The sequence below is a fragment of the Bordetella muralis genome (genome assembly GCF_965139205.1).
GTDB classification, from domain to species: domain Bacteria; phylum Pseudomonadota; class Gammaproteobacteria; order Burkholderiales; family Burkholderiaceae_B; genus Bordetella_A; species Bordetella_A muralis.
In genome coordinates this window covers 14,586-38,037 of the sequence record NZ_CBCSIU010000001.1, presented here as the reverse complement: position 1 = coordinate 38,037, position 23,452 = coordinate 14,586, and the positions used below count along the sequence as shown (strand labels likewise).

Sequence of the window (23,452 nt, the reverse complement as noted above, 5' to 3'; positions counted from 1 at the left end):
TCGCCATGGACGACGCAAGAGGACAGTTGGGGTGGTACGGCAAGATTCCCGCGTCGGGGGACTTTGTTCATCGTCGCTTGTCGCGTGAGCTCATTGCCTGGTGGGACCGATGGCTGCAATATGGATTGGCGGCGATGAAACAAGCGCCCGATGACAGCGTGGCTCGCAGTTTTGCATCGGCGCCAATTTGGAATTTCGCAATACCGGCCGGGCCGAGTGGCGGCGGCGCGCAATTGGGATGTCTGGCGCCGAGCCGGGATAGAGTGGGGCGAGCCTATCCTTTGTGCGTGATCATGCCGATTGCCGAGAATGACTATCACAGCAGCATTCTGGATGGCGCGAGCGACTATTACCGCAAGATCGGCGCGAGCATCCTGACAGCAGTGCGCCATGGTTGTGCAACGGAACAGTTTGATCGCGAGCTGCAGACGATCCAGATACCGGGGGTCTTGCAGCCGGTGGCCCGCTCCAGCGGCAGCGACATCATGGATATCTTGAATGCGGGTCTGGAGACGGCGGCCGAACCGGTGGCAGCGCGCAGTTTGACGGCGTGGCCCGATTTGCCTTTTTGCTTTAACCCCAGTTCGCATACCAGTTATTGGTGGACGAATCAGATTGATGGGGCTGCATTACAGACGTATATACACGGCGGGGCTTTCAATGCCACGTTGTTTACCCGATTGTTTGCATCGCTGCCCGCGTGGCGCTAGCGACGTAGCAGGTGTCTGGAGTTCCGAGCATGAGTGCGACCACCCCTTTGCCCAAGCGCGATGCGTCTGCGAGCGATGCTCCTGGATTGCGATCTTTGAATGTAATTGCCGCTGCTGCCAACGGCGGCGTTCCTCAGGCGCGGATCCGCAGAGTGTTGGCCGATGTCGCCGAATCGCTCAAGCCATTGCATGCGCAAGGCGGTGTGCATGGCGGCATCGCCATGAGCACCATTGGTCTGGATGCATCGGGCAAGGCTCACTTGTTGATTCCGCCGCTGACGCCCGCGGCCGATGCGGAGAGCGCCGCCCGTATCGACGGTTATGCGGCCTTTGAGCAATACACCGATGATCCAGATTCGCCCTGCGGGCCTTGGACAGATATTTATGCCTTGAGCGCGGTGGCGCACACGATGCTGGTGGGAAAGGCCCCGCCGTCAGCGCTGGAACGCTGCATCAAAGACGTGTCTGCTCCCTTGGCGGGTCGCGATATCGGTGCTTACGATCCGGAGTTTCTCCAGGCAGTGGATCGCGGATTGTCGATGAGACCATCCGCGCGGCCTGCGAGTATCGAGTCGTTTGCTCGCGCGTTCGGCTTGGAGCCGGCCGTGTCGGCCGTTGCGCCCGCGGCAGCGGCAGTTGCAGGATCGACGCAAGCGCCTGAGTCAGTCTCGACATCTTCACATCAGCCAGAGCCCGAGTCGCAGCCGCAGTCAGAGACGCAGGCGCCCGTTGCATCTGCCGAGACCAGCGATGCATCTGCCGCACTGCCTCCGGTGGCTCCGGCGGTGACAGGACGGGCCAAGTCGGGGCCGCGTGTACCGTTGCTTGTTTTATTGGGGGTTTTGGCAGCGATAGCGCTGGCGGTCTATATGTGGTTGCGTCCCGATGGTCTGCTGTCTGCTTCCAACGGGCAGAAACCCGCGCCCAGCGCTGGAATCGAGCCGCCTCCTGCGCCGGCCAAACCAGAGCCGCCGGTCCCGACGCCACCCGCCTTGTCCGATCTCGGACGCAGTGCGCAGCCAGGCGAGGGGACTGAAGGGACTGCGTCTGGCACTTCGCCCGCGGCTACGCCGGACCCCTCTGCGGTCACGAGTTCCGGCGCGCCACCGACAGCAGGCACCGCGAATGGCGAGGACGGACAGACCGGGGCTATCAATTCTGGCTCATCCGTTAGTGCTGCGGGGACGGCGTCAACGTCTGCCGCTGCGACACCAGAAGGGGCGATTGCGCCGCGTGTCTTATCGAATCCCGGCAGTGACTTGAGCCCGGGGGCTGCATCGGGCTCTGAAACTGCACCCAGTGCTCAGGCGCCGTCGAATACCGGTGCGAGTGTGGCAGGGACGGGTACGGACCCAGGCGCGACGCCAGATGGCGCTTCGACCTCGATCCCTGCGACGCCGCCCGCGCCCGGAACGTCTCCCGATGCAGCAAACGCCTCGACAGTTACGGATGGCAACCAGGCCCTCAGCCAGGATATCGACGCTGCTGCGCAAGCAAAGGCCGCTGCAGAAGCGAAAGCCGCCGCAGACGCCAAGGCGGCAGAGCAAGCCAAGACTGCAGCCGCACAGGTGGCGGTGCGGATCAGCGTGCGCCCCTGGGGTGAAGTGATCATCGATGGCCGTTCGCGGGGAATCAGTCCGCCGTTGGGCCAAGTCATGCTGGCGCCAGGCCGGCACCAAGTCACGATTCGCAATCCTGCATCGAGCGATTATCAGACGACTATTAACGTCACGGCTCGTGGTTCAGCCGGTATTTCTCACGTCTTTGAGTGACGGCGGATGCTCGTGTTGGCGCCGCAGCGGCGCTAACACGAGCGCCTGGGTTTTCGAAGCCGGCGTGCTATTGAGCTTAATCGGAGTCCGTCATCGTTCCCTCGAAATCGGGAATATCTGCGTCGACGAGCAGATCGGCAGTGAACATATAACCCCAACCGTGCACCGCTTTGATGGGCAGGCGCACTCGCTGAGCGGCCGCTTTGCGCCGCATGCGGCTGATCATGACGTCGATAAAGCGCCCACGGCGATCGCTTTCGGAGCCTTCGCCTGCGGCAGTGTCGAGGCTCAACGCATCGCGGCTGATCCGTTTGTCGGGTTCGTGGGCAAATCGCAGCAGCAAGCTGCGTTCGGCGGTGGTCAGAGAAAGTGTCTGTCCACTGGGTGCCATCAACGCCCAGCCTTTGCTGGTCAGGCGCCATCCGCCCGAGGGGGACGGAACGGATTCGGCTGAAGCGTACGCAGAGTCGGGCGCCGTTGCGGTGGGAGTCAGCGTTTGGGCCGAAGCGGCATCCGCCGGAGCAGGGGCTTGCGTAGTGTCGGGCATCCGACGCATGAGAGCCTGAAACACGGCAGCCAATTCCAGGCCGTTGATATAGGTGTCCAGACAAGCATCGGCGCCGCTTAACAGCGTGCGCACCCGAGCATCGCTATTGGGAAATTGTGCGAGGGCGACGATGCCGATACCAGGGCGCATGACGCGCAACTGCGCTGCTGCAATATCGATAATGGCCAACGGACCTGCGAGCACTACTAAGGGAATGGCCTGCTGGGACAGGTGCAGATATAGCTCTGATAGTCCAGAATAACGATGTATCTGAAATCCCAGGCGCGATAACTCAGTGATCTGCTGTGGATAGGCGGTGTCGTCGCCAGTAAGAAAAAGGACGTCCGGCGATGTGTTCATGATTCCGTTCCGAATAGGGCGTCGAGACCCATCAATAATAGGGCCGTGCCCGGTCAACCCCGGCGAGGGACTTGTTTGTGTTGTGGCTCAGGACGAGCCGTGCAAGATGCACGCGGCAAATCTGAGCTAATGTCCAATTCGCGCGAATCAAGGATAGATCGCCAGGCTGTAACAGACGAGATGTGAAGGGCAATCTTGTGTGACGCTGTGTGTCATATGGCGCGAGGCGGGCCGAAGTCCGCGTTACAGTTAATGAGTGTACAAATAGGTTGGAGTGCAAAGATGTTCACTTGGTTGCATGTGCGTAATGTGATATTCGCCGGTTTACTCGTCGGGACGGCCGGATGTGCCGGCACAACCGGCCATGCCACGGCAGAGGGGGCTGCGGCCAGCAACGCGGCCACCAGTGCGGATTCGTTGGCTCAGACCAGCTGGGAGTTGACCCGCTGGGTGAACGCGACAGGAGATCAACGGGCCATTCCGCATGGTGACAATGGTGAGCCTATTCAGTTGGTATTTTTGGCCCAAGGCCAAACGTATCGGGTCAATGGGTTTTCTGGTTGTAATCGCTATATGGGCGATTATCGCTTGCAGGACGGGAAACTGTCGATTTCTGTGCAGGGGGCGACTCGCATGGCATGTGCGGCGCAGGATCGCGCCCAACTGGAAGCCTCGTATTTGCGAGCCCTGTCGGATATTCGGTCTTTTACCCTGGATAGTGGCGGTGCGCCACGTCATTTGACATTCAATGTGCGCAATGGGGATGTGCTGGAGTTCGTGCGCAGACAGGACCCGCCGACGCCGCAATAATTTACCCGGGTAAAATTCTGAAAAACGTCATTTCCGGCGGACTCGTTTACTATTACGCCGCTCCGCTTATGCCGTTGTTTCATTTGCCATGTCTTCCGTCGTCAATATTGCTGCTTACAAATTTATCCCTTTGCAGGGCCTCCCCGATCTGCGGGCGCAGGCGTTGGCTCAGGCTGAAGCGGCAGACCTGAAAGGCACTGTGCTGTTGGCCGAAGAGGGTATCAATCTCTTTTTGGCTGGGTCTGCCAGCGGTATCCAGGCGTGGCTGCAATGGCTGCAGTCGGACTCGCGCTTTGCTGAATTAGAGGTGAAATTCAGCTATTCGGCGCATGTTCCATTTCGCAAGATGCTGGTCAAGATCAAGCGCGAGATCATCCGCATGGATCATCCGGCGATTCAACCGCGAACCGGGCGCGCGCCCGCCGTCGCGCCGGTGACGTTGGCCCGTTGGCTGGATCAAGGGGTGGACGACGAGGGGCGGCCGGTGGTGATGCTGGATACGCGCAATGCCTTCGAGGTCGACGAGGGGACTTTTGACGGAGCCATCGACTGGCGCATTGACCGGTTTACGCAGTTTCCCGATGCGGTGCAGACGAACCGCGATAGTCTGCTCGGCAAGACGGTGGTCAGTTTCTGCACAGGGGGCATTCGCTGTGAAAAAGCAGCCTTGTACATGGCAGAAGCCGGGGTCGAGCATGTGTATCAGCTCGATGGGGGCATCCTGAAGTATTTCGAAGAAACCGGCGGCAAAGGGTTTCGCGGCAATTGTTTCGTGTTCGACGAACGTATCGCGCTGGATCCGGCGTTGGCACCGGCCCCGGCGCCGGACGATTCAGCCGGATAGGACCGTTGACGCGGGTGCGCCGGGAAATCCCGGCGTCCCGCGCGATGTTTTAACGCACGCGCATGCCCGGCTTGGCGCCGGGCCAGGGCTCCAGGACGTAGATGCCGGCATCGACCTTGTCATCGGCATGACTGCCGGCCAGGACCATACCCTCGGAGACGCCGAATTTCATCTTGCGTGGCGCCAGGTTGGCGACCATGACGGTGAGTTTGCCGACCAGATCTTCGGGTTTGTAGGCCGATTTGATGCCGGAAAACACATTGCGATGACGGCCTTCGCCGACGTCGAGCGTGAGTTGCAGCAGCTTGGTCGAGCCTTCGACGTGCTGGCAATCGACGATCTGCGCAATCCGCAGGTCGATCTTGGCAAAGTCGTCGATGGTGATGGTGTCCGCGATGGCTTCGCCACCCGGCATGGGAGCGACGGGCTCCGGCGCCGCTGGCGGTTCGAAGAGCTGATCCAGCATGGCGGGGTCTACACGTTGCATCAGGTGCTTGAAGGGCGCCACATGTTGCGGCAGCGCGGCCGCGTCGGCCCAGGTGTAGGACTGCTGGGCGCCGAACAGCTCGCGTGCCACACGATCGGTCAAGGCGGGAAGAACCGGCGTCAGCATGACGGACAGTGCTTTGAAGCCAGCCAGCGAACGCGAGCAGATGTCTTGCAGCGCGGCCTTTTGCGCCGCGTCAGCGGTGCCGATGCCTTTGGCCAGAACCCAGGGCTGGGCTGTATCGAACGCCTGGTTGATGCTGTCGGCATAGCCCATGATCTCGCGAATGGCGCGGTTGTATTCACGGGCCTCGAAGGCGGCACGGATGGTCTCTGCCTGGGCCGCAAAGCCGGCCGAGAGCGCATCGGTATCGCCGGTGTAGGCCAACGCACCGTCAAAGTGCTTGGTGATGAAGTTGGCGGCGCGGCTGGCGATATTGACGTATTTGCCCACCAGGTCGCTATTGACGCGCGCGATGAAGTCATCGGGGTTGAAATCGATGTCTTCGACCTTGGCATTGAGCTTGGCGGCGATGTAGTAACGCAGCCATTCCGCATTCATGCCGATTTCCAGATAGCGCAGTGGCGAGATGCCCGTGCCCCGGCTCTTGGACATTTTTTCACCGCTGACGGTGATAAAGCCGTGCACGTTCAACGAGTCAGGTGTCTTGCGGCCGGCGAATTTGAGCATGGCCGGCCAGAACAGGGCGTGGAAATAGATGATGTCTTTGCCAATGAAGTGCACTTGTTCGGTGCTGCCCTGCGGGTCCAGCAACGCGTCGAAATCCAGCCCTTGTTTGTTGCAATAGGATTTGAGCGAAGCCAGGTAGCCCACCGGGGCGTCCAGCCAGACGTAGAAATATTTGCCCGGTGCATCGGGGATTTCGATACCGAAATAGGGGGCATCCCGCGAGATATCCCAATCGCCCAGTTTGGCTTCGCCGTCGTTGCCTCCCAGCCATTCGCGGGTCTTGGCCTGAACCTCGGGTTGCAGGTGCTTCAGGCCCATGGCGTTGGTGCCGGTCGTCCAGCTTTGCAGAAACTCGACGCAGCGGGGGTCGGACAGCTTAAAGAAAAAGTGTTCGGATGATTTCAGGACCGGCGTGGCACCGGTCAGGGCCGAGTAGGGGTTGATCAGTTCGGTCGGGGCGTAGACGGCGCCGCAGACTTCGCAGGAGTCGCCGTATTGGTCCTTGGCATGGCACTTGGGGCATTCGCCCTTGATGTAGCGGTCCGCCAGGAACATGCCCTTGACTGGATCATAGAACTGCTCGATGGCGCGCGTTTCGATCAGGCCCTGTGCTTTGAGTGCACGGTAGATGTCATGCGACAGGGCGATGTTTTCGTCCGAGTCGGTCGAATGCCAGTGGTCGAAACGGATATGAAAGCCGTCCAGGTAGCGCGGGCGCTCGGCAGCATAGCGGGCCACCAGGTCGCGCGGCGAGATCCCTTCTTTTTCGGCCTTGAGCATGATGGGCGCGCCATGCGCGTCGTCAGCCCCCACGAAATGCACGGTGTGACCCGCCATACGCATCGAACGAACCCAGATATCGGCCTGGATGTATTCCATGATGTGGCCGATATGGAAGGATCCGTTGGCATAGGGAAGCGCGGTCGTGACGAACAGAGTGCGAGACATATCGTGGATGACGTTTGAGGACTAGAGTGGCGCTATTTTACCGGCCCTGTCAGGGTCATGCGGCAGAGGTAGAAAAGCGATGCCCCCGCCTTGGCTCGTGCCAGGACAGGGGCTGGTGATTGGTGCGCCGGACGCGGGGCGCTGTGACGCGGCCCGGAAACGTGGGCTACGCCAGAGGCACGGTACGCTGTTGGCGCGCGCCGTGCAGGTGGCCGGGGTCAGTGGATCTCTCGGGCCTCGACGTCGATGACCTCGCCGCGCGGCGTCGCAAAGGGCGGCGCGGAACGAGTGGACGACGATGCGGTCTGGCCACTAGGCCGAAAAGCGTTCGGGCGGCCGTTTGTCCGCTGGCTCCAGTAGGCACGTACGCCGAAGGGCTTGCCACGGACCTTGGCGACGAGATACAGGATACCGATCGCGATGGCGGTCGATATCATGAAAGCCAGCGCCATGGCCATGCCGAACAAAGCCAGCACAGCGAACGCTACGGCACGAAGAAATCGGGAAATTGTGTCGATCATGATCATCCGATGCAAAACAGGAGAAAAGGTTCCCTTGTATCCGCTATCCTTGCGGGTAGCGGCGAGCGCAAAGCTCTCCTGCCTATGGAATTAGAGTAATGAGTATAACGATAGCGCAAGTTCGCGAGGTGTTGCGAGCAGTTACAGATTCGGCAGGTCCCTCCGACCGGGCGGCGGGGCGGGCATTATCGACGTTTGTAAGAGACAGTGACATTAACGTGGCCGGCGAGTCGGTGGCGCTCACTCTGACGTTGGGATACCCCGCGGCGTATGCCGCCAGTCGCGTAGAAGAGGCGGTACGGCAGGCGTTGATCGCGGCTGGGGCAAAGCAGGCGCAAGTGACGGTGAATTGGTCCGTTACGCCTCATGCCGTGCAGCGTGGCCTGAAACCGTTGCCCAACGTGCGTAACATCATCGCGGTAGCCTCCGGTAAAGGCGGCGTCGGCAAAAGCACGACAGCAGTCAATCTGGCCCTGGCATTGGCTGCGGACGGTGCCCGGGTAGGAATGCTCGATGCCGATATTTACGGTCCCAGTGTGCCCACCATGCTGGGGATTTCGGGCCGTCCGGCTAGCCATGACAACAAGACGATGGAGCCGCTGGAGGGCCATGGCCTGCAGGCGAACTCGATAGGCTTTTTGATCGATGCCGACGCCCCCGCCATCTGGCGAGGTGCGATGGTGACGCGAGCTTTCGAGCAGATGTTGCGGCAGACGAACTGGGGCGATCTGGATTATTTGATTATCGATATGCCGCCGGGGACGGGCGATCTGGCCCTGACTCTGGCTCAAAAGGTGCCGGTCGTGGGCGCGGTGATCGTGACGACGCCACAGGACCTGGCGTTGCAGGATGCCCGTAAGGGGTTGCGTATGTTCCAGAAGGTCGACGTCCCGATTCTGGGAATTGTGGAAAACATGGCCGTGCATATTTGCACGCAATGCGGTCATGCCGAACATATTTTCGGCGAAGGCGGCGGCCAGCGGATGGCGCAGCAGTATCAGACGCCCTGGCTCGGCAGCCTGCCGCTGACGATGCGCATTCGCGAGCAAACGGATTCGGGCCGCCCCACGATGGTGTCGGATCCCGACAGTGAAGCTGCCCGGCATTACCGCGACATCGCGCGTAAGCTGGCCAGAGCGGTTGCGGCGCTGCCGCGTGACATGGCGGGCAAATTGCCTTCTATCGTCGTACAGCCGCCGACCTGACATATGCGGGTCTGGGTTGCACTGTTACTCGTAGGCCTGCTGGGCGTGATGGGCAGCGCTCGCGCGCAGGGACCGGAGGTCATTATTGATCCTGGGGGCGTACCGCCTGCGGCACTGACTTCTATCACCGAGGCGGTTGCCGCGATTACGCGTCTGGCCGAGGACCAGGACGGTGGCGAGATCAATCGGCTGCGGCGGCGCGCGCGTGATGCCGCGTTGGCTGCGTTGGCCACACAGGGGTATTTCACGCCTACTGTCACGCTCGAGGCGGGAACCGATGTTGGCGGTGAGACCTGGGATATCACGATTCAGCCCGGCAAGCGCGCAGTGGTGGCTGCGGTGGATCTCAAGTTCACAGGGCGCGTGACCCGCCCCGAATACGCGGCGCGCATCGAGGAACTGCGCAAGAGCTGGTCCTTGGCGGTCGGACAGCCCTTTATTAATAGTGATTGGAACAAGGCCAAGGCGGCGCTGTTGGATTCGGTGTCGTCGCGTGATTTCATGCTGGCCTACATGACAGCGTCGGAGGCGGCTGTGCACGCCGACACGGCGGAGGTCTATCTGGCGGTCACTGTCGACAGCGGGCCGCTGGTGCGTATGGGGCCGCTCAAGACACAGGGTTTCAAGCGGGTGCCCGATTCATTGGCGCGCCGTTATGTGCGCTATGACGAGGGCGAGCCCTACAGTCAGGACAAGCTCGATAATTGGCAGCAGGACCTGCAGGCTACCTCGTTTTTCCGGGGAGCCTTTGTGACCTTGGGGTCAGCGTCGGACCAGACGCGCTCCTCGGGTGCGGACGATCTGGCGGCAGCGACGCCGGGCGGGGATCCGGCCGTATCAGGCGGACCCGCGGCGGCGCCCGCCCCATCGCGCGATTCCGACGGTGTCGTTACCTTGCCGGTTGATGTGCGCGTGGTCGAAGGGCCTGCTCGCCGCCTGAGCGCATCCATCGGCGTGGACGACGACGTGGGCGTGCGTGGTGAAGTGACATACCAGCAGAACGTTGTGTTCGGTTTGCCAGTGACCTTGGAGAGCGGCATCAGCCTGGACCGGCAGGAGCAGCGCGCCTACGCTGATTTCCATTTGCCACCTGATGAAAAAGGTCAGAAGGACTCGGTTGGCGTATTGGCGAGCCATTCGGATATCCAGGGACTGGACGTCCGTCGTGTTGCCCTGGGGGCGACGCGGTTGCGCGAACGCAAGGGCGCGGGCGACAGTCGGGTCGAATACGAAAACCGTTGGGGCGCATTGTTGGCCTATGACAAGGTAAAAATCGATGGCGGCGACGAATACGATTTGCCCACGGCAACGCTGACATCGGAATGGCTGCGGCGGGATGTCGATAGCAAATATGATCCGCGTGAAGGCAATTTGATTGCCATCGGCGGCGGGGTCGGGGTGGTACTGGATACTGGCAAGCCGTTCTTCCGCGCCCGCTTGCGTGGCCAGAAATGGTGGCCTATCGGCGAACGCGATGTGTTGACACTGCGTGGCGAGGTCGGCCGCATCTGGTCTGATTCGAAGACCCGGGTGCCGGATGATTTCGGGTTCCGTACCGGCGGCGCCCGTACGATTCGGGGTTACCGCTACCAGAGTATCGGTGTGGAGCAAGATGACGCGGTGGTAGGGGCACCTACGTTGGCCGTCGCGAGTATTGAATACGACCATTATTTTGACGAGCGTTGGGGGATGGGCGTATTTGTCGATGCGGGCGATGCTGCCGAGTCTTTCGGCGAGATGGAAATGCATGTAGGGTACGGGGCCGGGCTGCGGGTGCGCACGCCGGCGGGCCCCATTTTTCTGGATCTGGCGTACGGTCAAAAAGAGCGTGACCTGCGGCTGCACTTTTCGTTGGGGATCGCGTTTTGAAGGGCCTGCGAGCGCTGTTGCGTCACCTGTTGGTGTGGTGGTTGCCGCTGCCGATTGCGTTGGTGGTGCTGCTGTGCGGCTTTGCATTGTGGCTGACAGGCACGCAATCGGGAACGCGCACGTTGCTGGGCGCGGTGGCGCAGCAGTTTGACGGACGAGCAGAAGACGTCAACGGTACGATCCTCGGCAAGTTGCAGGTCGGACGTCTGCAGTTGGTGTTCCCGGGAACGGCTGTCGATTTGGCGGATCTGCGTCTGGATATACGGTGGAGCGCCTTGGGGCAGCGTTTGGTGCATGTACAGGAGTTGTCTGCGGGCACAGTACAGGTGGCGTTGACGACGACGCCGGACGAGCCGGAGCCGATGGTGGTTGATGAGCCTTTCGTCATGCCGGACTTGCCTGTGAAATTACAGGTTGACCGGTTTGCCGTGGGCAGTCTGGACGTGACGATGGACGGCGAGCCCTTGCCTGTCGCAGTGAGTGACGTTGGCGTCAGCCTGGGCGCGGATCAAAAGGGCGCCAGCTTGAGTCTGCACAGCTTGCATGTGGCGCACGATCAGGTGTTTGCCGATATGCACGGCAAGGTCGAATTGTTGGGGATGGCTCAACCATGGCCGTTGCAGGCAGCGCTGGATATCCAGGCTCAGGGACGGGGGGACGATTCTCCGCTATGTGCCAGCCAGATGCTGGCCGCGAAATCCGATAAGGCTGCCGGAGCGAAAGCAGCGGCGTCAAAAAACGCTGCGACGAAGGCATCCAACTCGAAAGCCGCAGCATCGAAGGCGTCTGCCTCGAAGGCAACTGTCTCGAAAGCGGCGGGATCGCGAGACGCCGGGCCAAAAACTGCAGACTCAACGGACGCAGCACCAACGGCCGCAGCTTCCGCTGCATCGACGGCCATCTGCGCAGCGACGGTGCAGCTTCAGGCCGAAGGTTCGCTCCAGCAGATGGATGTACGCCTGGATGGCGCAACCGCTGATGGCGCGTTGAAATTGTTGGCGCAGGCCGGCCTGGAGCTTGACCAGCCATTTCCCCTGCGCACGGCCAATGTGAATATGCGCTTGGCGGATCAGTCGGGCGTCGTCGTAACAGTGGATCGTCAACCTTTACCATTACAGCCCGGTATAGATCGGGTCGTGGCGACGCTGGATGCCGAGCGGCTGAATATCGGCGATTTTGTCGGTGACGTGATTCCGCCTGCGTTGTTGAGCGCGCGTATGGCCGTCGATGCGCAGGTCGAAAATGTCTATGACTTGAAACACGCGTATGTGCAGGCCACGATTTCCAAGGACAGCCGTTGGAATAAGCAGGTATTGGCCGGGAGTCTGACAGGCCGCATTGATGCGTTGCAGGAGGCGGAGTCTAAGGCAACATCTGGATCGACATCGACATCGACATCGACATCGACATCGACATCGACATCGACATCGGCACCAGAGACGTCCGCCTCGCATGCCGCTGATCCCCTGGCTGGCTTCGAGCTTCGCGATCTGCTGCTCGATCTCACCGTGGGTCCGAATCGCGTAAAAGCCCAGGGCGGATTGAGCCGGGGCGAGGGCACGCTGACGTTGGACGCCGATACGCCGCGGCTGGATGCGTTCTGGCCGGATCTGCCGGGTGGCGCGTCGCTGAAAGCCAAGCTGGCCGGACGGCTGGATCAGCATCAGGGACAGCTTTCGGCCCGTTATACGCCCGGGGATTCCCGCGCCGATACATTGGGCCGGGCACCGATGCAGGCAGATCTGGCTTTTAGCGGCGGTTGGGGGCCGGGACGTCCCACACCTGCTTCAGGGACTACACCCGCTGCGCAGACGAACACACGCTCTGGACCCGCGGAAAACGGCGCTGCGGGCCTCATCGGTTGGCGCGGCAAGGTAGAACGCTTGACGGCGGAATCGATGAAATTCGCAGCGGCATTGCAGCCTGTGACGTTGTCGTTCCTGCCTGATGCCAAGGCCCCTCATTGGCAATGGGACGTGGGGGCGACGCAGCTGACCATGACCTTGCCGGACAAACAGCGTGCCGTGCTTTCGCATCAAGGATCGCGTGGCGGCCAAGGACGGTGGCAGACGGCTGGCCGTGCGGATAATCTCGTGATTACCGCGTCCATGTTGCGCCAGATCATGCGGGCGCTGGATCCCGCAGCGGCCGAAGCCCGCCGACAGCGTGTCAATGCCCGTCCATCGGAGGGACAGCGCCGCATTGCGCTGGATGCCGCGTGGGATCTGAAATTCGCAGGGGCTTTGTCGGGCACCGCGCGTGTCGCCCGCCGTGATGGCGATTTACGCATTCCCGGGGACCCTCCGATTCCGCTGGGACTGACCAATCTCGCGATCGATGTCAAAGCGACGCCGACCAGCGGCAACGCCAGCCGCCTGGATGCGACGCTGGATGTCCGTACTCAGAAAATGGGCACGGTATCTGGTTCAGCCTCGGCGGTGCTGGTGAGCGGCGCAGGCGGCGCGATGGCCTTGGATGCCAAACGCCCGATTCGCGTCAATCTCGATGCGGATATTGCCGATCTGACATGGGTAGACCTGTTTGTTGGCGACACCATGGAGATCCGTGGCAAAGTCCAGGCGAAGATCGACGCGCAAGGTACGCTCAATGGCAAATGGACTACGGCGGGAACGATCCGCGGTGAAGCGTTGCGCCTGGTCCGCATCGATGATGGCGTGCGGCTCATCGATGGCACGCTGAATGCGCGTCTGGACGGGACGCGCCTGGTGTTGGACTCGTTGAAATTCCCGGCCTCGCTGCGAGTGATGCCGGACGAGTGGCGCACGAAGGAATGGGTGACCGAGAATCCTGACGCCAAGAACGGCTATGCCGAGGCCTCGGGACAGTGGGATTTGCAGGCGATGCAAGGCGCGATTCATCTGAAGCTGCATCGGTTCCCCGCGTTGCAGCGTTCCGACCGCTATGCCATGGTGTCGGGGACCGTCGATGTCGATGCACAATTGCCCCGCTTGACGATTACCGGCGATCTGACCGCAGATGCGGGCTGGTTCAGCCTGGAGATCCTGCAAGGCGTTCCGAGCCTGGATGAGGATGTCCATGTCATTAAAGCCGGTGAGACGGATCAGGCTGCTGATTCGCCGATACAGATGTCCATGACGCTGAAATTCGATATGGGGCCGCGTTTCTACATTACGGGTATGGGGCTGGATGCGGGCTTATTGGGTTCGATCCAGATTCATATGGCCGACGGTCGCCTGACGGGTATCGGAGCATTGCGCACGCGAGGTGGTGGCATCGAGGCATATGGCCAAAAATTACGGCTGCGGCGCGGCACGCTCACGTTCCAGGGGCGATTGGATAATCCGCTGCTGGATATCGAGGCGTTGCGTACCGGCGATCAGGTCGAGGCCGGCGTCAAGGTAGGGGGGACGGCACAGCGTCCCAGGATCGATCTGGTGTCGTATCCGGATGTCAGCGATGTTGAGAAATTGTCCTGGCTGGTGCTGGGCCGCGGTCCCGACGAGAGCGGCAATGACGCTGCTCTGATGTTGTCGGTCGGTGCAGCGTTGCTGGGCGGCGGACAGCCGTTTTACAAGCAGTTCGGGCTGGACGACGTGAGTATCCGCTCTGGCGCTATCGGCAGCTCGGGGAGCTTGCTGCCGGATCGTACCGTTGCCAGTGCGGTCAACGCAGACAGCGACAGCGATCTGGCGACGCAATTCCTGGTGGCGAGCAAACACTTTGCCAATGGAATCACGCTGAGCATCGAACAGGCGATGGCAGGGTCGGAAACCGTGGGGCGTGCCAGCTATCAACTGTCTCGGCGCTGGTCGTTGGACCTGAAGGGCGGGGCAGTGAACGGGTTAGCATTGGTGTACCGGACGTTCTTTGCCGATTGAGGCGATAAAATACCTGCTAACCAACCTGAGCAAGTTATTACCATGAGCATTAAAAGCGACCGCTGGATCCGACGCGCGGCCGAGGCCGGCATGATCGAACCTTATGAGCCCGGCCAGGTTCGCACGGCCAATGGCGGCCGTATCGTGAGCTATGGCACCAGTAGCTATGGCTACGACGTGCGCTGCGCGAACGAATTCAAGATCTTTACCAATATCAATTCCACCATCGTCGATCCCAAAAATTTCGACGAGAAGTCCTTTGTGGATTTCACGGGCGACGTGTGCATCATCCCGCCCAATTCGTTCGCCCTGGCGCGTACGGTGGAGTTTTTCCGCATCCCACGCAGCGTGCTGACCATTTGCCTGGGCAAGAGCACCTATGCGCGCTGCGGCATCATCGTCAACGTCACGCCGCTCGAGCCGGAATGGGAAGGCCACGTCACGCTCGAGTTTTCCAACACCACGCCGCTACCCGCCAAGATCTATGCCGGCGAAGGCTGCGCGCAGATGTTGTTCTTGGAAAGCGACGAGGTCTGCGAGACGTCGTACCGTGACCGTGGCGGAAAATACCAGGGCCAACGTGGGGTGACCTTGCCGCGCACCTGACGGCGCGCGGCTTGGCGAGGCCTGATTTGTGTTGCTTTTTTGCAACTTTACGTGGGTGGCCGGAATATAATGGAGTTTCCTTATCGCGCGGGTTGCCGGCGCAGGAGCCTACGATGTTCGGTTTCCTCAAAAACCCCCAACATGTGGACGAAGATGCGCAAGATGAGTTCGTCGAGCGCGTCAATGCAGCGGCCGAGGACTTTTTGACGGCAGTGTCTGATCAGTCCGCCCTGGACTACTCCCTCCAAAGCATCGACGCTTTGGATTCGGTACTGGGCGACGCTCATCAAGGGCGCCTCACGCTGACTCCGATGCAGACCGTTGGCGCTGCCGCCTATTTGTACGAGGTGGCTCGGCGGCACTTTGGCGGTTTGTATGAGGTATGCGACGACGAGGATCCGGTGGTTCTGGTGACGGGCGAACCCGAATTCGACGTGTGCCTGTGTGCGATCGCCAAGGTTGAGCGGCGGATTCGCTATGGCCAGACCGAATCATTGCCGGCCTTTTTTCAACGCTATGTCGGCGCGGTGAACACGCGTGCCTCCGTGACGATCAGCTAGTGTCATTGCTCGATCGGCGCAGTCCAGATGTAAATCTCCCTGCCAGGTTGACGGGATGTCAACCTGCTGCCTCCTTATCGCTGTACACTCGCGTCCGTTTTGGCCTTGCCTCAGGAGCGCCCGCATGAAATTCCGCTTCCCTATTTTTATCATCGACGAAGACTACCGTTCCGAGAATGCCTCGGGTCTGGGGATTCGTGCATTGGCGACGGCGATTGAGGCCGAGGGCGTAGAGGTGATCGGGGTCACCAGCTACGGTGATCTGAGTTCCTTTGCGCAACAGCAGAGCCGGGCCAGCGCATTCATCTTGTCGATCGACGACGAGGAGTTCGACGTCGACTCGCCCGAGGATGTGGCCAGCGCGATCAAGAATCTGCGCAGCTTTATCGGCGAATTACGTTTCCGTAATGCCGACATCCCGATTTATCTGTACGGTGAGACGCGCACCTCCGAGCATATCCCCAACGATATTCTGCGTGAGCTGCATGGCTTCATCCATATGTTCGAGGACACGCCCGAGTTCGTGGCGCGTCACATTATCCGCGAGGCGCGCAGCTACGTCGATGGCCTGCCGCCGCCGTTTTTCCGTGAGCTGGTCAATTACGCGCAAGACGGTTCGTATTCCTGGCACTGCCCGGGGCACTCTGGCGGCGTGGCATTTTTGAAGAGCCCGGTGGGGCAGATGTTCCACCAGTTCTTTGGCGAAAACATGCTGCGCGCCGATGTGTGCAACGCTGTGGACGAACTGGGTCAACTGCTGGATCACACCGGCCCGGTGGCCGAGTCCGAGCTGAATGCGGCGCGTATTTTCCACGCGGATCACTGCTTTTTCGTGACCAACGGCACGTCCACATCCAACAAAGTCGTGTGGCACGCCAACGTGGCCGCGGGCGATGTGGTGGTGGTGGATCGTAACTGCCACAAGTCGATTCTGCATGCGATCACCATGACTGGCGCGATCCCGGTGTTTCTGCGTCCGACGCGTAATCACCTGGGCATCATCGGCCCGATCCCGCTCGAGGAATTCGACCCCGAGAACATCAAGAAGAAAATCGAGGCCAACCCGTTTGCACGCGAAGCGGTCAATAAAAAACCGCGCATCCTGACGTTGACGCAAAGTACTTACGACGGCGTGATCTACAACGTCGAGATGATCAAGGAAAAGCTCGGCGATTACGTCGACACCTTGCATTTCGACGAGGCGTGGCTGCCGCACGCCTCGTTTCATGAGTATTACCAGGACATGCACGCCATTGGTCAGGACCGTCCGCGTCCGCACGGACCAATGGTGTTCGCGACGCACTCGACCCACAAGCTGCTGGCCGGTATTTCCCAGGCGTCGCAGATCATTGTGCAAGAGTCCGAGTCGCGCAAACTGGATCGCAATATCTTCAACGAAGCCTATTTGATGCACACCTCGACATCGCCGCAGTACGCGATCATCGCCTCGTGCGACGTGGCGGCGGCGATGATGGAGCCCCCGGGCGGCACCGCGCTGGTCGAAGAAAGCATACGCGAGGCGATGGATTTCCGTCGCGCGATGCGCAAGGTGGAATCCGAGTTCGGCAAGAACGATTGGTGGTTCAAGGTCTGGGGACCGAATCGCTTGGTGTCCGAAGGCATCGGCAATCGCGATGATTGGTTCCTGGAGGCCAATGATCACTGGCATGGCTTCGGCGAGATGGCCGACGGCTTTAACATGCTGGACCCGATCAAGGCGACCTTGGTCACCCCCGGATTGGACATCTCGGGCAGCTTTGGCGAGACGGGTATCCCCGCTGCGCTGGTGTCCAAGTATCTGGCCGAACACGGCGTGGTGGTTGAAAAGACCGGTTTGTACTCGTTCTTTATCCTGTTCACCATCGGCATTACCAAGGGCCGTTGGAATACGCTGTTGACCGCGTTGCAGCAGTTCAAGGACGACTACGATCGCAACCAGCCTTTGTGGCGCATTCTGCCCGAGTTCTGCCGCGGTCATCGCCGCTACGAGCGCATGGGTTTGCGCGATCTGTGCCAGCAGATCCACGAGGCCTATCGCGCCAACGACGTGGCGCGTCTGACGACCGAGATGTATCTCAGCGACATGGTGCCGGCGCTCAAGCCCTCGGATGCGTTCGCACGCATGGCGCACCGCGAAGTCGAGCGCGTGGAAGTCTCGCAGCTGGAAGGGCGTGTGACCGGCGTGTTGCTGACACCGTACCCGCCGGGCATTCCGTTGCTGATTCCGGGCGAACGTTTTAACCGCACCATCGTGCAGTACCTGCAGTTCGCGCGTGACTTCAACGAGCGTTTCCCGGGATTCGAAACCTATATCCACGGCTTGGCCGAAGAGACCGCGCCCGATGGCAGCAAGCGGTATTACGTGGATTGCCTGATCGAAGAGTGAGCGCGATGTTTGCGACTGCCGTGCTGGACTCGGTGCACGGCAGGCTCCGTGATGTCGGCGTGGACAGCTGTCCATCGCTGGGGAGCCGCCTGTGTTTGACGTAGCCATCATCGGCGCGGGCGCTGCAGGCATGATGTGCGCTGCCGTGGCAGGACAACGTGGACTGCGCGTTGTATTGATCGATCACGCCGAGCGTTTGGCGGAAAAAATCCGGATCTCTGGCGGCGGCCGCTGCAATTTCACCAACCTGGGGGCCGGGCCGGCAAATTTCTTGTCTGATAACCCGCACTTTTGCCGGTCGGCATTAGCGGGCTATACGCCGCAGGACTTTCTGGCACTGTTGCGCAGCCATCGTGTGGCGTGGCATGAAAAGCATCGCGGACAGTTGTTCTGTGATGACAGCAGCGAATCGATCATCGAGATGCTGCGCGCCGAATGTCAGACAGGACGCGTGCATTGGCGCATGCCGTGCAGTGTGAACGAGATCAGCCGCTCCGAGGCGGGCTATACCTTGCGCACCAGCCAGGGCGAGATCCGCGCTGCCAAATTGGTTATTGCGAGCGGTGGAATGGCCATTCCCCAATTGGGCGCCACGGATTTTGGCTTGAAAATCGCTCGGCAATTCGGCTTGAAAGTCGTCGAGCCGCGTCCGGCGTTGGTGCCGCTGACCTTCGATGCCGCGCAGTGGAAGCCTTTTGCCGAGTTGTCCGGGGTGGCGCTGGAGGTCTCTCTGGTCACAGGCGCCGGCCGTGCGCGTGGCGAATTTCTGGAGGACCTGCTGTTCACGCATCGCGGTTTGTCGGGGCCGGCAATTTTGCAGATCTCCAGCTTTTGGCAACCCGGCGAGGCCATCGTGATCGATCTCGCGCCGGGCCGTGACCTGGCGGCCGAATTGATCGCAGCCAAGCCGGGTAACCGGCAGCAGTTGCATACGGTCCTGGGCGCACTGTGGCCCAGGCGCCTGGCCGATCAATGGCTGGGCTTCGCGGGACAATCAGGACACGCAGGGCATCAGGCCGCCGGGCAAACCAGGCAAGCCGGGCGGCAAGCGGTCAGCCCTGCCGGCAAGAGCGAATTGGCCGAACAGCGTTTAGCTGACATTCCCGATAAAACCTTGCGCTCCCTGGCCGACGGCATTCATCAATGGCGTCTCGTTCCCAGCGGTACCGCCGGATATAAAAAGGCCGAAGTCATGCGCGGTGGCGTCGATACGCGCGGGCTGGATCAAAAGTCCATGCAGGCGCGCACCGTGCCTGGCCTGTACTTCATTGGCGAGGCGGTCGATGTGACCGGCTGGCTGGGCGGCTATAACTTCCAATGGGCCTGGGCCTCTGGCGTGGCGTGCGGCCGCGCGTTGTGAGGACGCGGCTGGCATAGGTGTCGAGGCCGCGCCGCATCAGACAAATTTTTTCCAACTTCAGAATCCGTCACGCCAGACTGGTTCGAATCTGAGCACCATGAGCGTGCTCAGGACACGTCGCGTTGTTTTATTAAATAAAAATGACTATCATTTAGGTTGTCTTTATTGATTAATTTCATCCTGACGGAGAGTCTCGATGGTCCATATTCAACCCAGGCCTGCCGCAGTACCGCCTCCTGCGACGACGTCTTGCCTTGGCGTATGGCAGCGGACGACGTTGCGGGGCAATCGTGCCTATGAGCGGGGTGATCATGCTGCAGCGTTGACCCAATACCGCGCGGCCTTGAGTCTGGCCGATACCTTGCCGGGGCAGTCGGATGATGTCGAAGCCGCATTGGCTGCGCTCGTCGTGTCGCATCACAACCTGCTGACGCTGTATGAGTTGACCGCCCAGCCTGAACTGGCCGCCGCTCACGCCTGTCGGGCACATGAATTGCTGCATGAAATGGCGTTGGATCCCGCCTTGCCGGAGTGTTGGCGTGAGGCTGCCTGGCGTCATGGGCGTGCGACTTATGCGGAGCTGCTGCAGTTTTTACAGCGTCATCCGGGTCATGAGCGCGCCTGCCGCGCCGCCGCGCTGGTATGGCGCGATGCGACGCAGCCGCCGCACTAAATCTCAACGGAAATATTGAGCGTCTCAGATTGCTGTGTGAGGCGCCATGTCCCTCATGACTGCCGATTCGCGTTGGCAGCCGAACCGCTCCTCCGGGAGCTCGAACAGGAGATTTGCCATGCCCTATACCTTGCCCGATCTGCCCTACGCCTACGATGCGCTTGAGCCGCACATCGATGCGCAGACGATGGAAATTCACTACACCAAACATCACCAGACCTATATCAACAACTTGAATGCCGCGCTGGAAGGCGCTGGTCTGTCGAGTGACGAGCCGGTCGAAAAGCTGATCACCCATATCGACAGCCTGCCCGAGGCCGTGCGGGGCGCCGTCCGTAATAACGGGGGCGGCCATGCCAACCACAGTCTGTTCTGGACGGTCATGTCTCCCAAAGGCGGCGGCCAGCCCCAAGGCCGCGTGGCGGCCGCGATCGATGCCGATCTCGGTGGCGTCGAGGCATTTCGCGACGCCTTTACCAAGGCGGCCCTGACCCGTTTTGGCAGCGGCTGGGCCTGGCTGAGCGTCACGCCGCAAGGCAAGCTGGTGGTGGAAAGCTCGGCCAATCAGGACAGCCCCCTGATGCAGGGCAATACCCCGGTGTTGGGCCTCGATGTCTGGGAACACGCGTATTATCTGAAATATCAGAACCGTCGCCCGGAATACATCGGCGCGTTTTTCAATGTGATTGACTGGGCCGAAGTGGCCCGCCGTTACGAGGCCGCCTTGGCCTGAGTACCGGTTTGTGCTGCATCCTTTGCGCAGGTTGTTGATGAACACATTCAGCCGTCACCGTATTCGCCCGCAGCTGACCAGCGTCAGTGTCTGGACACTGGCTGTCCTGGTCGCGTGTCTGGGCGCTTATGCGTTGTGGGAATATCTGTTGCCGCGCGCGCCCCACGTCGCCAATGCTTTGGCGGGTGGCTTGCTGGCGGCGGGCGCGACGGCGCTGGGCACGGTGCCGGTGATGTTCTCGCAAACCCTGTCCGACAAGGTGCAGGATACGATGTTTGGATTTGGCGCAGGCGTCATGTTGGCGGCCTGCGCTTTTTCCCTGGTGGCTCCAGGCCTCGAAGCCGCCGGCCAGTTGGGGCATGGACCCTGGGGATCAGGGTTCATCGTCGGCGGCGCTATTTTGTTGGGTGCGGCGGTGTTGTTGACGATGGATCGTCTCTTGCCTCACGAGCATTTCATCAAAGGCAAAGAAGGCATCGAGGTGCATCGTTTGCGCCGCACCTGGCTGTTTGTGTTTGCCATTGCGCTGCATAACCTGCCCGAAGGCCTGGCCATAGGCGTGGGGTATGTGGGGAACGACCCGGTGCAAGGCAGTGCGCTCGCGACCGGGATTGCGATCCAGGACGTGCCCGAAGGGCTGGTGGTCGCGCTGGCGTTACTGTCGGCGGGCTATAGCCGGGCGTTTTCCGTGGCGCTGGGCATGTTGTCGGGGCTCGTAGAGCCCTTGGGGGCTGTCGTGGGAGCCCTCGTGGTCGGCTGGTCCGCGGAGTTGCTGCCCTGGGGGCTGGGCTTTGCGGCGGGCGCCATGTTGTTTGTCATCAGTCATGAAATCATTCCAGAGTCCCATCGCAAGGGCCACGAAGTGTTTGCGACCGGGGGGCTCATGATCGGTTTTGTCCTGATGATGTTGCTGGATACGGCGCTGGGGTAAATCAGCTCTCACGCTGCGCCTGAGGCAGGTTGCCCCGGCCCGGCGGGGCTTTTTAACGTCCAACCGCTTCGAGGATGGAAAACCGGCACGCCGCCGCTAGTCGGCACCCCGCTTTTCGCGGTATGCTTCACTCCGCTGTCATGTTCGTCGCGGGAGAGAGCGGCCCACCACCACGGTATAGGGTCGCCGCCGAAGGCGCAATTCGCCCGGAATCGCTCAGGTAACCCATACCGCGACGCATCAGTTTCCTGCCTGGCCGTGTGCCGAGGCGGGGGCTGACACAGCACTCTGGAGAGACCTGGCGCCGCGGATTCCGTGCGTAGCCCAGGCGCCGAAGGTGCAAACCCGCACAACGCGGGGCAACTCTCAGGCAAAAGGACAGAGGGGCGGAAAATCCAGCTGGTTTCTGGCGCTTTCCGCATCCAGACCGGCATTCCGTAACCTCGAGGCGATGCCGCCACTCTGGAGCCTGTTCATGTCCGCTGTTCTTCAACGTACCCCCTTGGCCGAGACCCATGTCGCCGCTGGCGCGCGCATGGTCGATTTTGGCGGCTGGGATATGCCGTTGGCGTACGGATCGCAACTGGAAGAACACCACGCCGTGCGCCGCGACGCAGGCATGTTTGACGTGTCGCACATGTTGAATGCCGATGTCGCCGGTCCCCAGGCAACCGAATTTCTGCAGCGTCTGGTGGCCAACGATGTCGCCAAACTGACAGTCCCGGGCAAAGCGCTCTATACCTGCATGCTGAACCCGCAGGGCGGCATTGTGGACGATTTGATCGTCTATTTCTTTGCCGCGGATCAGTGGCGTGTGGTGGTCAATGCCGGCACGGCCGACAAAGACATTGCCTGGATGCGCCGCGTGGCGGCCGCCGGGCGGTTCGACGTGACGATTACGCCCCGCCGAGATCTGGCTATGGTGGCGGTGCAGGGCCCCAACGCCCGTGCCAAAGTCTGGGCTGCGCGTCCGGCATGGCAGGCTGCTACCGAGCCGCTGACTCCCTTCGTGGCCGCTGTAGTGGCCGACGATACCTTGGTGGCGCGTACCGGCTATACCGGCGAGGATGGTTTCGAAATCGTGCTGCCTGCCACCGAGGTCGTGGCATTGTGGAACGATCTGGCCGCTCAGGGCGTGCGTCCCTGCGGTCTGGGCGCGCGTGACACGCTGCGCCTGGAGGCCGGCATGAATCTCTACGGCCAGGACATGGACGAATTGACCCAGCCGAATCAGGCAGGATTGTCGTGGACGGTATCCCTGAAAGACGCCTCGCGCCGTTTTGTCGGCCGCGATGCACTGGAGCAGTTCGCGACGCCGTGCGCATTCGTGGGGCTCAAGCTCCAGGACCGTGGCGTGATGCGTGCCCATATGGCGGTGCGCACGCCGCAGGGTGCGGGCGAGCTCACCAGCGGCACCATGTCGCCGACCTTGGGCGTATCCGTGGGTTTTGCCCGCGTTCCCCTGGGCGTCGAACCCGGTCAGACGGTCGAAGTCGAGATCCGCGGCAAATGGGTGCCCGCCCTGGTAACCAAATTACCATTCGTGCGTCACGGCAAAGCCGTCGAACACTCGTAAACTG

General features: G+C 61.1%; 18 protein-coding genes and 2 riboswitches. Of the genes, 15 read left to right on the top strand and 3 right to left on the bottom strand.

Features of this window, described 5'->3' with window-relative positions; translation table 11 throughout:
- Positions 1 to 5: 5 nt before the first annotated feature.
- On the top strand, positions 6 to 710 hold the full coding sequence (gene tagF / locus ACNA0I_RS00135; RefSeq protein ID WP_415804037.1) for a type VI secretion system-associated protein TagF: 705 nt from the start codon (positions 6 to 8) through the stop codon (positions 708 to 710).
- 29 nt (positions 711 to 739) lie between these two features.
- A complete protein-coding gene (locus ACNA0I_RS00130; RefSeq protein ID WP_415804036.1) occupies positions 740 to 2,482 on the top strand; it encodes a serine/threonine-protein kinase in 1,743 nt (580 codons plus the stop codon).
- Positions 2,483 to 2,558: 76 nt separating this feature from the next.
- Here the strand turns inward: ACNA0I_RS00130 and ACNA0I_RS00125 are convergent, their stop codons facing one another.
- Positions 2,559 to 3,389, bottom strand: coding sequence for a winged helix-turn-helix domain-containing protein (locus ACNA0I_RS00125; RefSeq protein ID WP_415804035.1), 831 nt, complete (start codon positions 3,387 to 3,389; stop codon positions 2,559 to 2,561).
- A 282-nt stretch (positions 3,390 to 3,671) separates the two neighbouring features.
- On the opposite strand from ACNA0I_RS00125, the gene ACNA0I_RS00120 reads away from it, so the two are divergent.
- On the top strand, positions 3,672 to 4,199 hold the full coding sequence (locus ACNA0I_RS00120) for an META domain-containing protein (RefSeq protein ID WP_415804034.1): 528 nt from the start codon (positions 3,672 to 3,674) through the stop codon (positions 4,197 to 4,199).
- A gap of 88 nt (positions 4,200 to 4,287) precedes the next feature.
- Positions 4,288 to 5,043, top strand: a complete 756-nt coding sequence (locus ACNA0I_RS00115) for a sulfurtransferase (protein ID WP_415804033.1) — start codon at positions 4,288 to 4,290, stop codon at positions 5,041 to 5,043.
- A 49-nt stretch (positions 5,044 to 5,092) separates the two neighbouring features.
- Here ACNA0I_RS00115 and metG read toward each other — a convergent pair whose 3' ends face one another.
- A complete protein-coding gene (gene metG / locus ACNA0I_RS00110) occupies positions 5,093 to 7,168 on the bottom strand; it encodes a methionine--tRNA ligase (protein WP_415804032.1) in 2,076 nt (691 codons plus the stop codon).
- A gap of 218 nt (positions 7,169 to 7,386) precedes the next feature.
- The gene (locus tag ACNA0I_RS00105; RefSeq protein WP_415804031.1) at positions 7,387 to 7,689 is read right to left on the bottom strand and encodes a hypothetical protein; all 303 of its coding nucleotides are present in this window, start codon (positions 7,687 to 7,689) and stop codon (positions 7,387 to 7,389) included.
- 98 nt (positions 7,690 to 7,787) lie between these two features.
- Between ACNA0I_RS00105 and apbC the strand changes: the two genes are divergently transcribed.
- The 11 genes from apbC (at position 7,788) to gcvT (ending at position 23,448) form a co-directional block, all read left to right on the top strand.
- Complete coding sequence (gene apbC, locus ACNA0I_RS00100; RefSeq protein WP_415804030.1) at positions 7,788 to 8,894, top strand: iron-sulfur cluster carrier protein ApbC; 1,107 nt, start codon at positions 7,788 to 7,790, stop codon at positions 8,892 to 8,894.
- Positions 8,895 to 8,897: 3 nt separating this feature from the next.
- Positions 8,898 to 10,763, top strand: a complete 1,866-nt coding sequence (locus ACNA0I_RS00095; RefSeq protein ID WP_415804029.1) for an autotransporter assembly complex protein TamA — start codon at positions 8,898 to 8,900, stop codon at positions 10,761 to 10,763.
- The gene (locus ACNA0I_RS00090; protein WP_415804028.1) at positions 10,760 to 14,623 is read left to right on the top strand and encodes a translocation/assembly module TamB domain-containing protein; all 3,864 of its coding nucleotides are present in this window, start codon (positions 10,760 to 10,762) and stop codon (positions 14,621 to 14,623) included. Before ACNA0I_RS00095 ends, ACNA0I_RS00090 begins: the two co-directional genes overlap by 4 nt.
- Before the next feature lie 42 nt (positions 14,624 to 14,665).
- A complete protein-coding gene (dcd, locus tag ACNA0I_RS00085) occupies positions 14,666 to 15,229 on the top strand; it encodes a dCTP deaminase (RefSeq protein ID WP_415804027.1) in 564 nt (187 codons plus the stop codon).
- Between the two features lie 113 nt (positions 15,230 to 15,342).
- Positions 15,343 to 15,789 carry a hypothetical protein gene (locus tag ACNA0I_RS00080; RefSeq protein ID WP_415804026.1) on the top strand — a complete coding sequence of 149 codons (447 nt, stop codon included), beginning with the start codon at positions 15,343 to 15,345 and terminating at the stop codon, positions 15,787 to 15,789.
- A 124-nt stretch (positions 15,790 to 15,913) separates the two neighbouring features.
- Positions 15,914 to 18,175 (top strand): Orn/Lys/Arg family decarboxylase, encoded by a 2,262-nt coding sequence (locus ACNA0I_RS00075; RefSeq protein ID WP_415804025.1) that lies wholly within the window; start codon positions 15,914 to 15,916, stop codon positions 18,173 to 18,175.
- A 130-nt stretch (positions 18,176 to 18,305) separates the two neighbouring features.
- Positions 18,306 to 19,535, top strand: a complete 1,230-nt coding sequence (locus ACNA0I_RS00070; protein WP_415804812.1) for a BaiN/RdsA family NAD(P)/FAD-dependent oxidoreductase — start codon at positions 18,306 to 18,308, stop codon at positions 19,533 to 19,535.
- Between the two features lie 196 nt (positions 19,536 to 19,731).
- Positions 19,732 to 20,208, top strand: a complete 477-nt coding sequence (locus tag ACNA0I_RS00065) for a DUF2753 family protein (protein WP_415804024.1) — start codon at positions 19,732 to 19,734, stop codon at positions 20,206 to 20,208.
- 118 nt (positions 20,209 to 20,326) lie between these two features.
- Complete coding sequence (locus ACNA0I_RS00060) at positions 20,327 to 20,941, top strand: superoxide dismutase (protein ID WP_415804023.1); 615 nt, start codon at positions 20,327 to 20,329, stop codon at positions 20,939 to 20,941.
- A gap of 37 nt (positions 20,942 to 20,978) precedes the next feature.
- Positions 20,979 to 21,872 (top strand): ZIP family metal transporter, encoded by an 894-nt coding sequence (locus ACNA0I_RS00055; RefSeq protein WP_415804022.1) that lies wholly within the window; start codon positions 20,979 to 20,981, stop codon positions 21,870 to 21,872.
- 140 nt (positions 21,873 to 22,012) lie between these two features.
- A riboswitch (glycine riboswitch) is annotated at positions 22,013 to 22,115 on the top strand.
- A gap of 35 nt (positions 22,116 to 22,150) precedes the next feature.
- A riboswitch (glycine riboswitch) is annotated at positions 22,151 to 22,264 on the top strand.
- Positions 22,265 to 22,347: 83 nt separating this feature from the next.
- Positions 22,348 to 23,448, top strand: coding sequence for a glycine cleavage system aminomethyltransferase GcvT (gcvT, locus tag ACNA0I_RS00050; RefSeq protein ID WP_415804021.1), 1,101 nt, complete (start codon positions 22,348 to 22,350; stop codon positions 23,446 to 23,448).
- Positions 23,449 to 23,452 lie beyond the last annotated feature (4 nt).

Bases quoted from the DNA above. Each gene is read 5' to 3' on its own strand.
- gcvT (WP_415804021.1), top strand. From the start codon at position 22,348: ATGTCCGCTGTTCTTCAACGTACCCCCTTGGCCGAGACCCATGTCGCC.
- ACNA0I_RS00055 (WP_415804022.1), top strand. From the start codon at position 20,979: ATGAACACATTCAGCCGTCACCGTATTCGCCCGCAGCTGACCAGCGTC.
- ACNA0I_RS00120 (WP_415804034.1), top strand. From the start codon at position 3,672: ATGTTCACTTGGTTGCATGTGCGTAATGTGATATTCGCCGGTTTACTC.
- ACNA0I_RS00065 (WP_415804024.1), top strand. From the start codon at position 19,732: ATGGTCCATATTCAACCCAGGCCTGCCGCAGTACCGCCTCCTGCGACG.
- metG (WP_415804032.1), bottom strand. From the start codon at position 7,168: ATGTCTCGCACTCTGTTCGTCACGACCGCGCTTCCCTATGCCAACGGA.
- ACNA0I_RS00105 (WP_415804031.1), bottom strand. From the start codon at position 7,689: ATGATCGACACAATTTCCCGATTTCTTCGTGCCGTAGCGTTCGCTGTG.
- ACNA0I_RS00130 (WP_415804036.1), top strand. From the start codon at position 740: ATGAGTGCGACCACCCCTTTGCCCAAGCGCGATGCGTCTGCGAGCGAT.
- ACNA0I_RS00095 (WP_415804029.1), top strand. From the start codon at position 8,898: ATGCGGGTCTGGGTTGCACTGTTACTCGTAGGCCTGCTGGGCGTGATG.
- dcd (WP_415804027.1), top strand. From the start codon at position 14,666: ATGAGCATTAAAAGCGACCGCTGGATCCGACGCGCGGCCGAGGCCGGC.
- ACNA0I_RS00075 (WP_415804025.1), top strand. From the start codon at position 15,914: ATGAAATTCCGCTTCCCTATTTTTATCATCGACGAAGACTACCGTTCC.
- tagF (WP_415804037.1), top strand. From the start codon at position 6: ATGGACGACGCAAGAGGACAGTTGGGGTGGTACGGCAAGATTCCCGCG.
- ACNA0I_RS00080 (WP_415804026.1), top strand. From the start codon at position 15,343: ATGTTCGGTTTCCTCAAAAACCCCCAACATGTGGACGAAGATGCGCAA.
- ACNA0I_RS00070 (WP_415804812.1), top strand. From the start codon at position 18,306: ATGATGTGCGCTGCCGTGGCAGGACAACGTGGACTGCGCGTTGTATTG.
- apbC (WP_415804030.1), top strand. From the start codon at position 7,788: ATGAGTATAACGATAGCGCAAGTTCGCGAGGTGTTGCGAGCAGTTACA.
- ACNA0I_RS00060 (WP_415804023.1), top strand. From the start codon at position 20,327: ATGCCCTATACCTTGCCCGATCTGCCCTACGCCTACGATGCGCTTGAG.
- ACNA0I_RS00125 (WP_415804035.1), bottom strand. From the start codon at position 3,389: ATGAACACATCGCCGGACGTCCTTTTTCTTACTGGCGACGACACCGCC.
- ACNA0I_RS00115 (WP_415804033.1), top strand. From the start codon at position 4,288: ATGTCTTCCGTCGTCAATATTGCTGCTTACAAATTTATCCCTTTGCAG.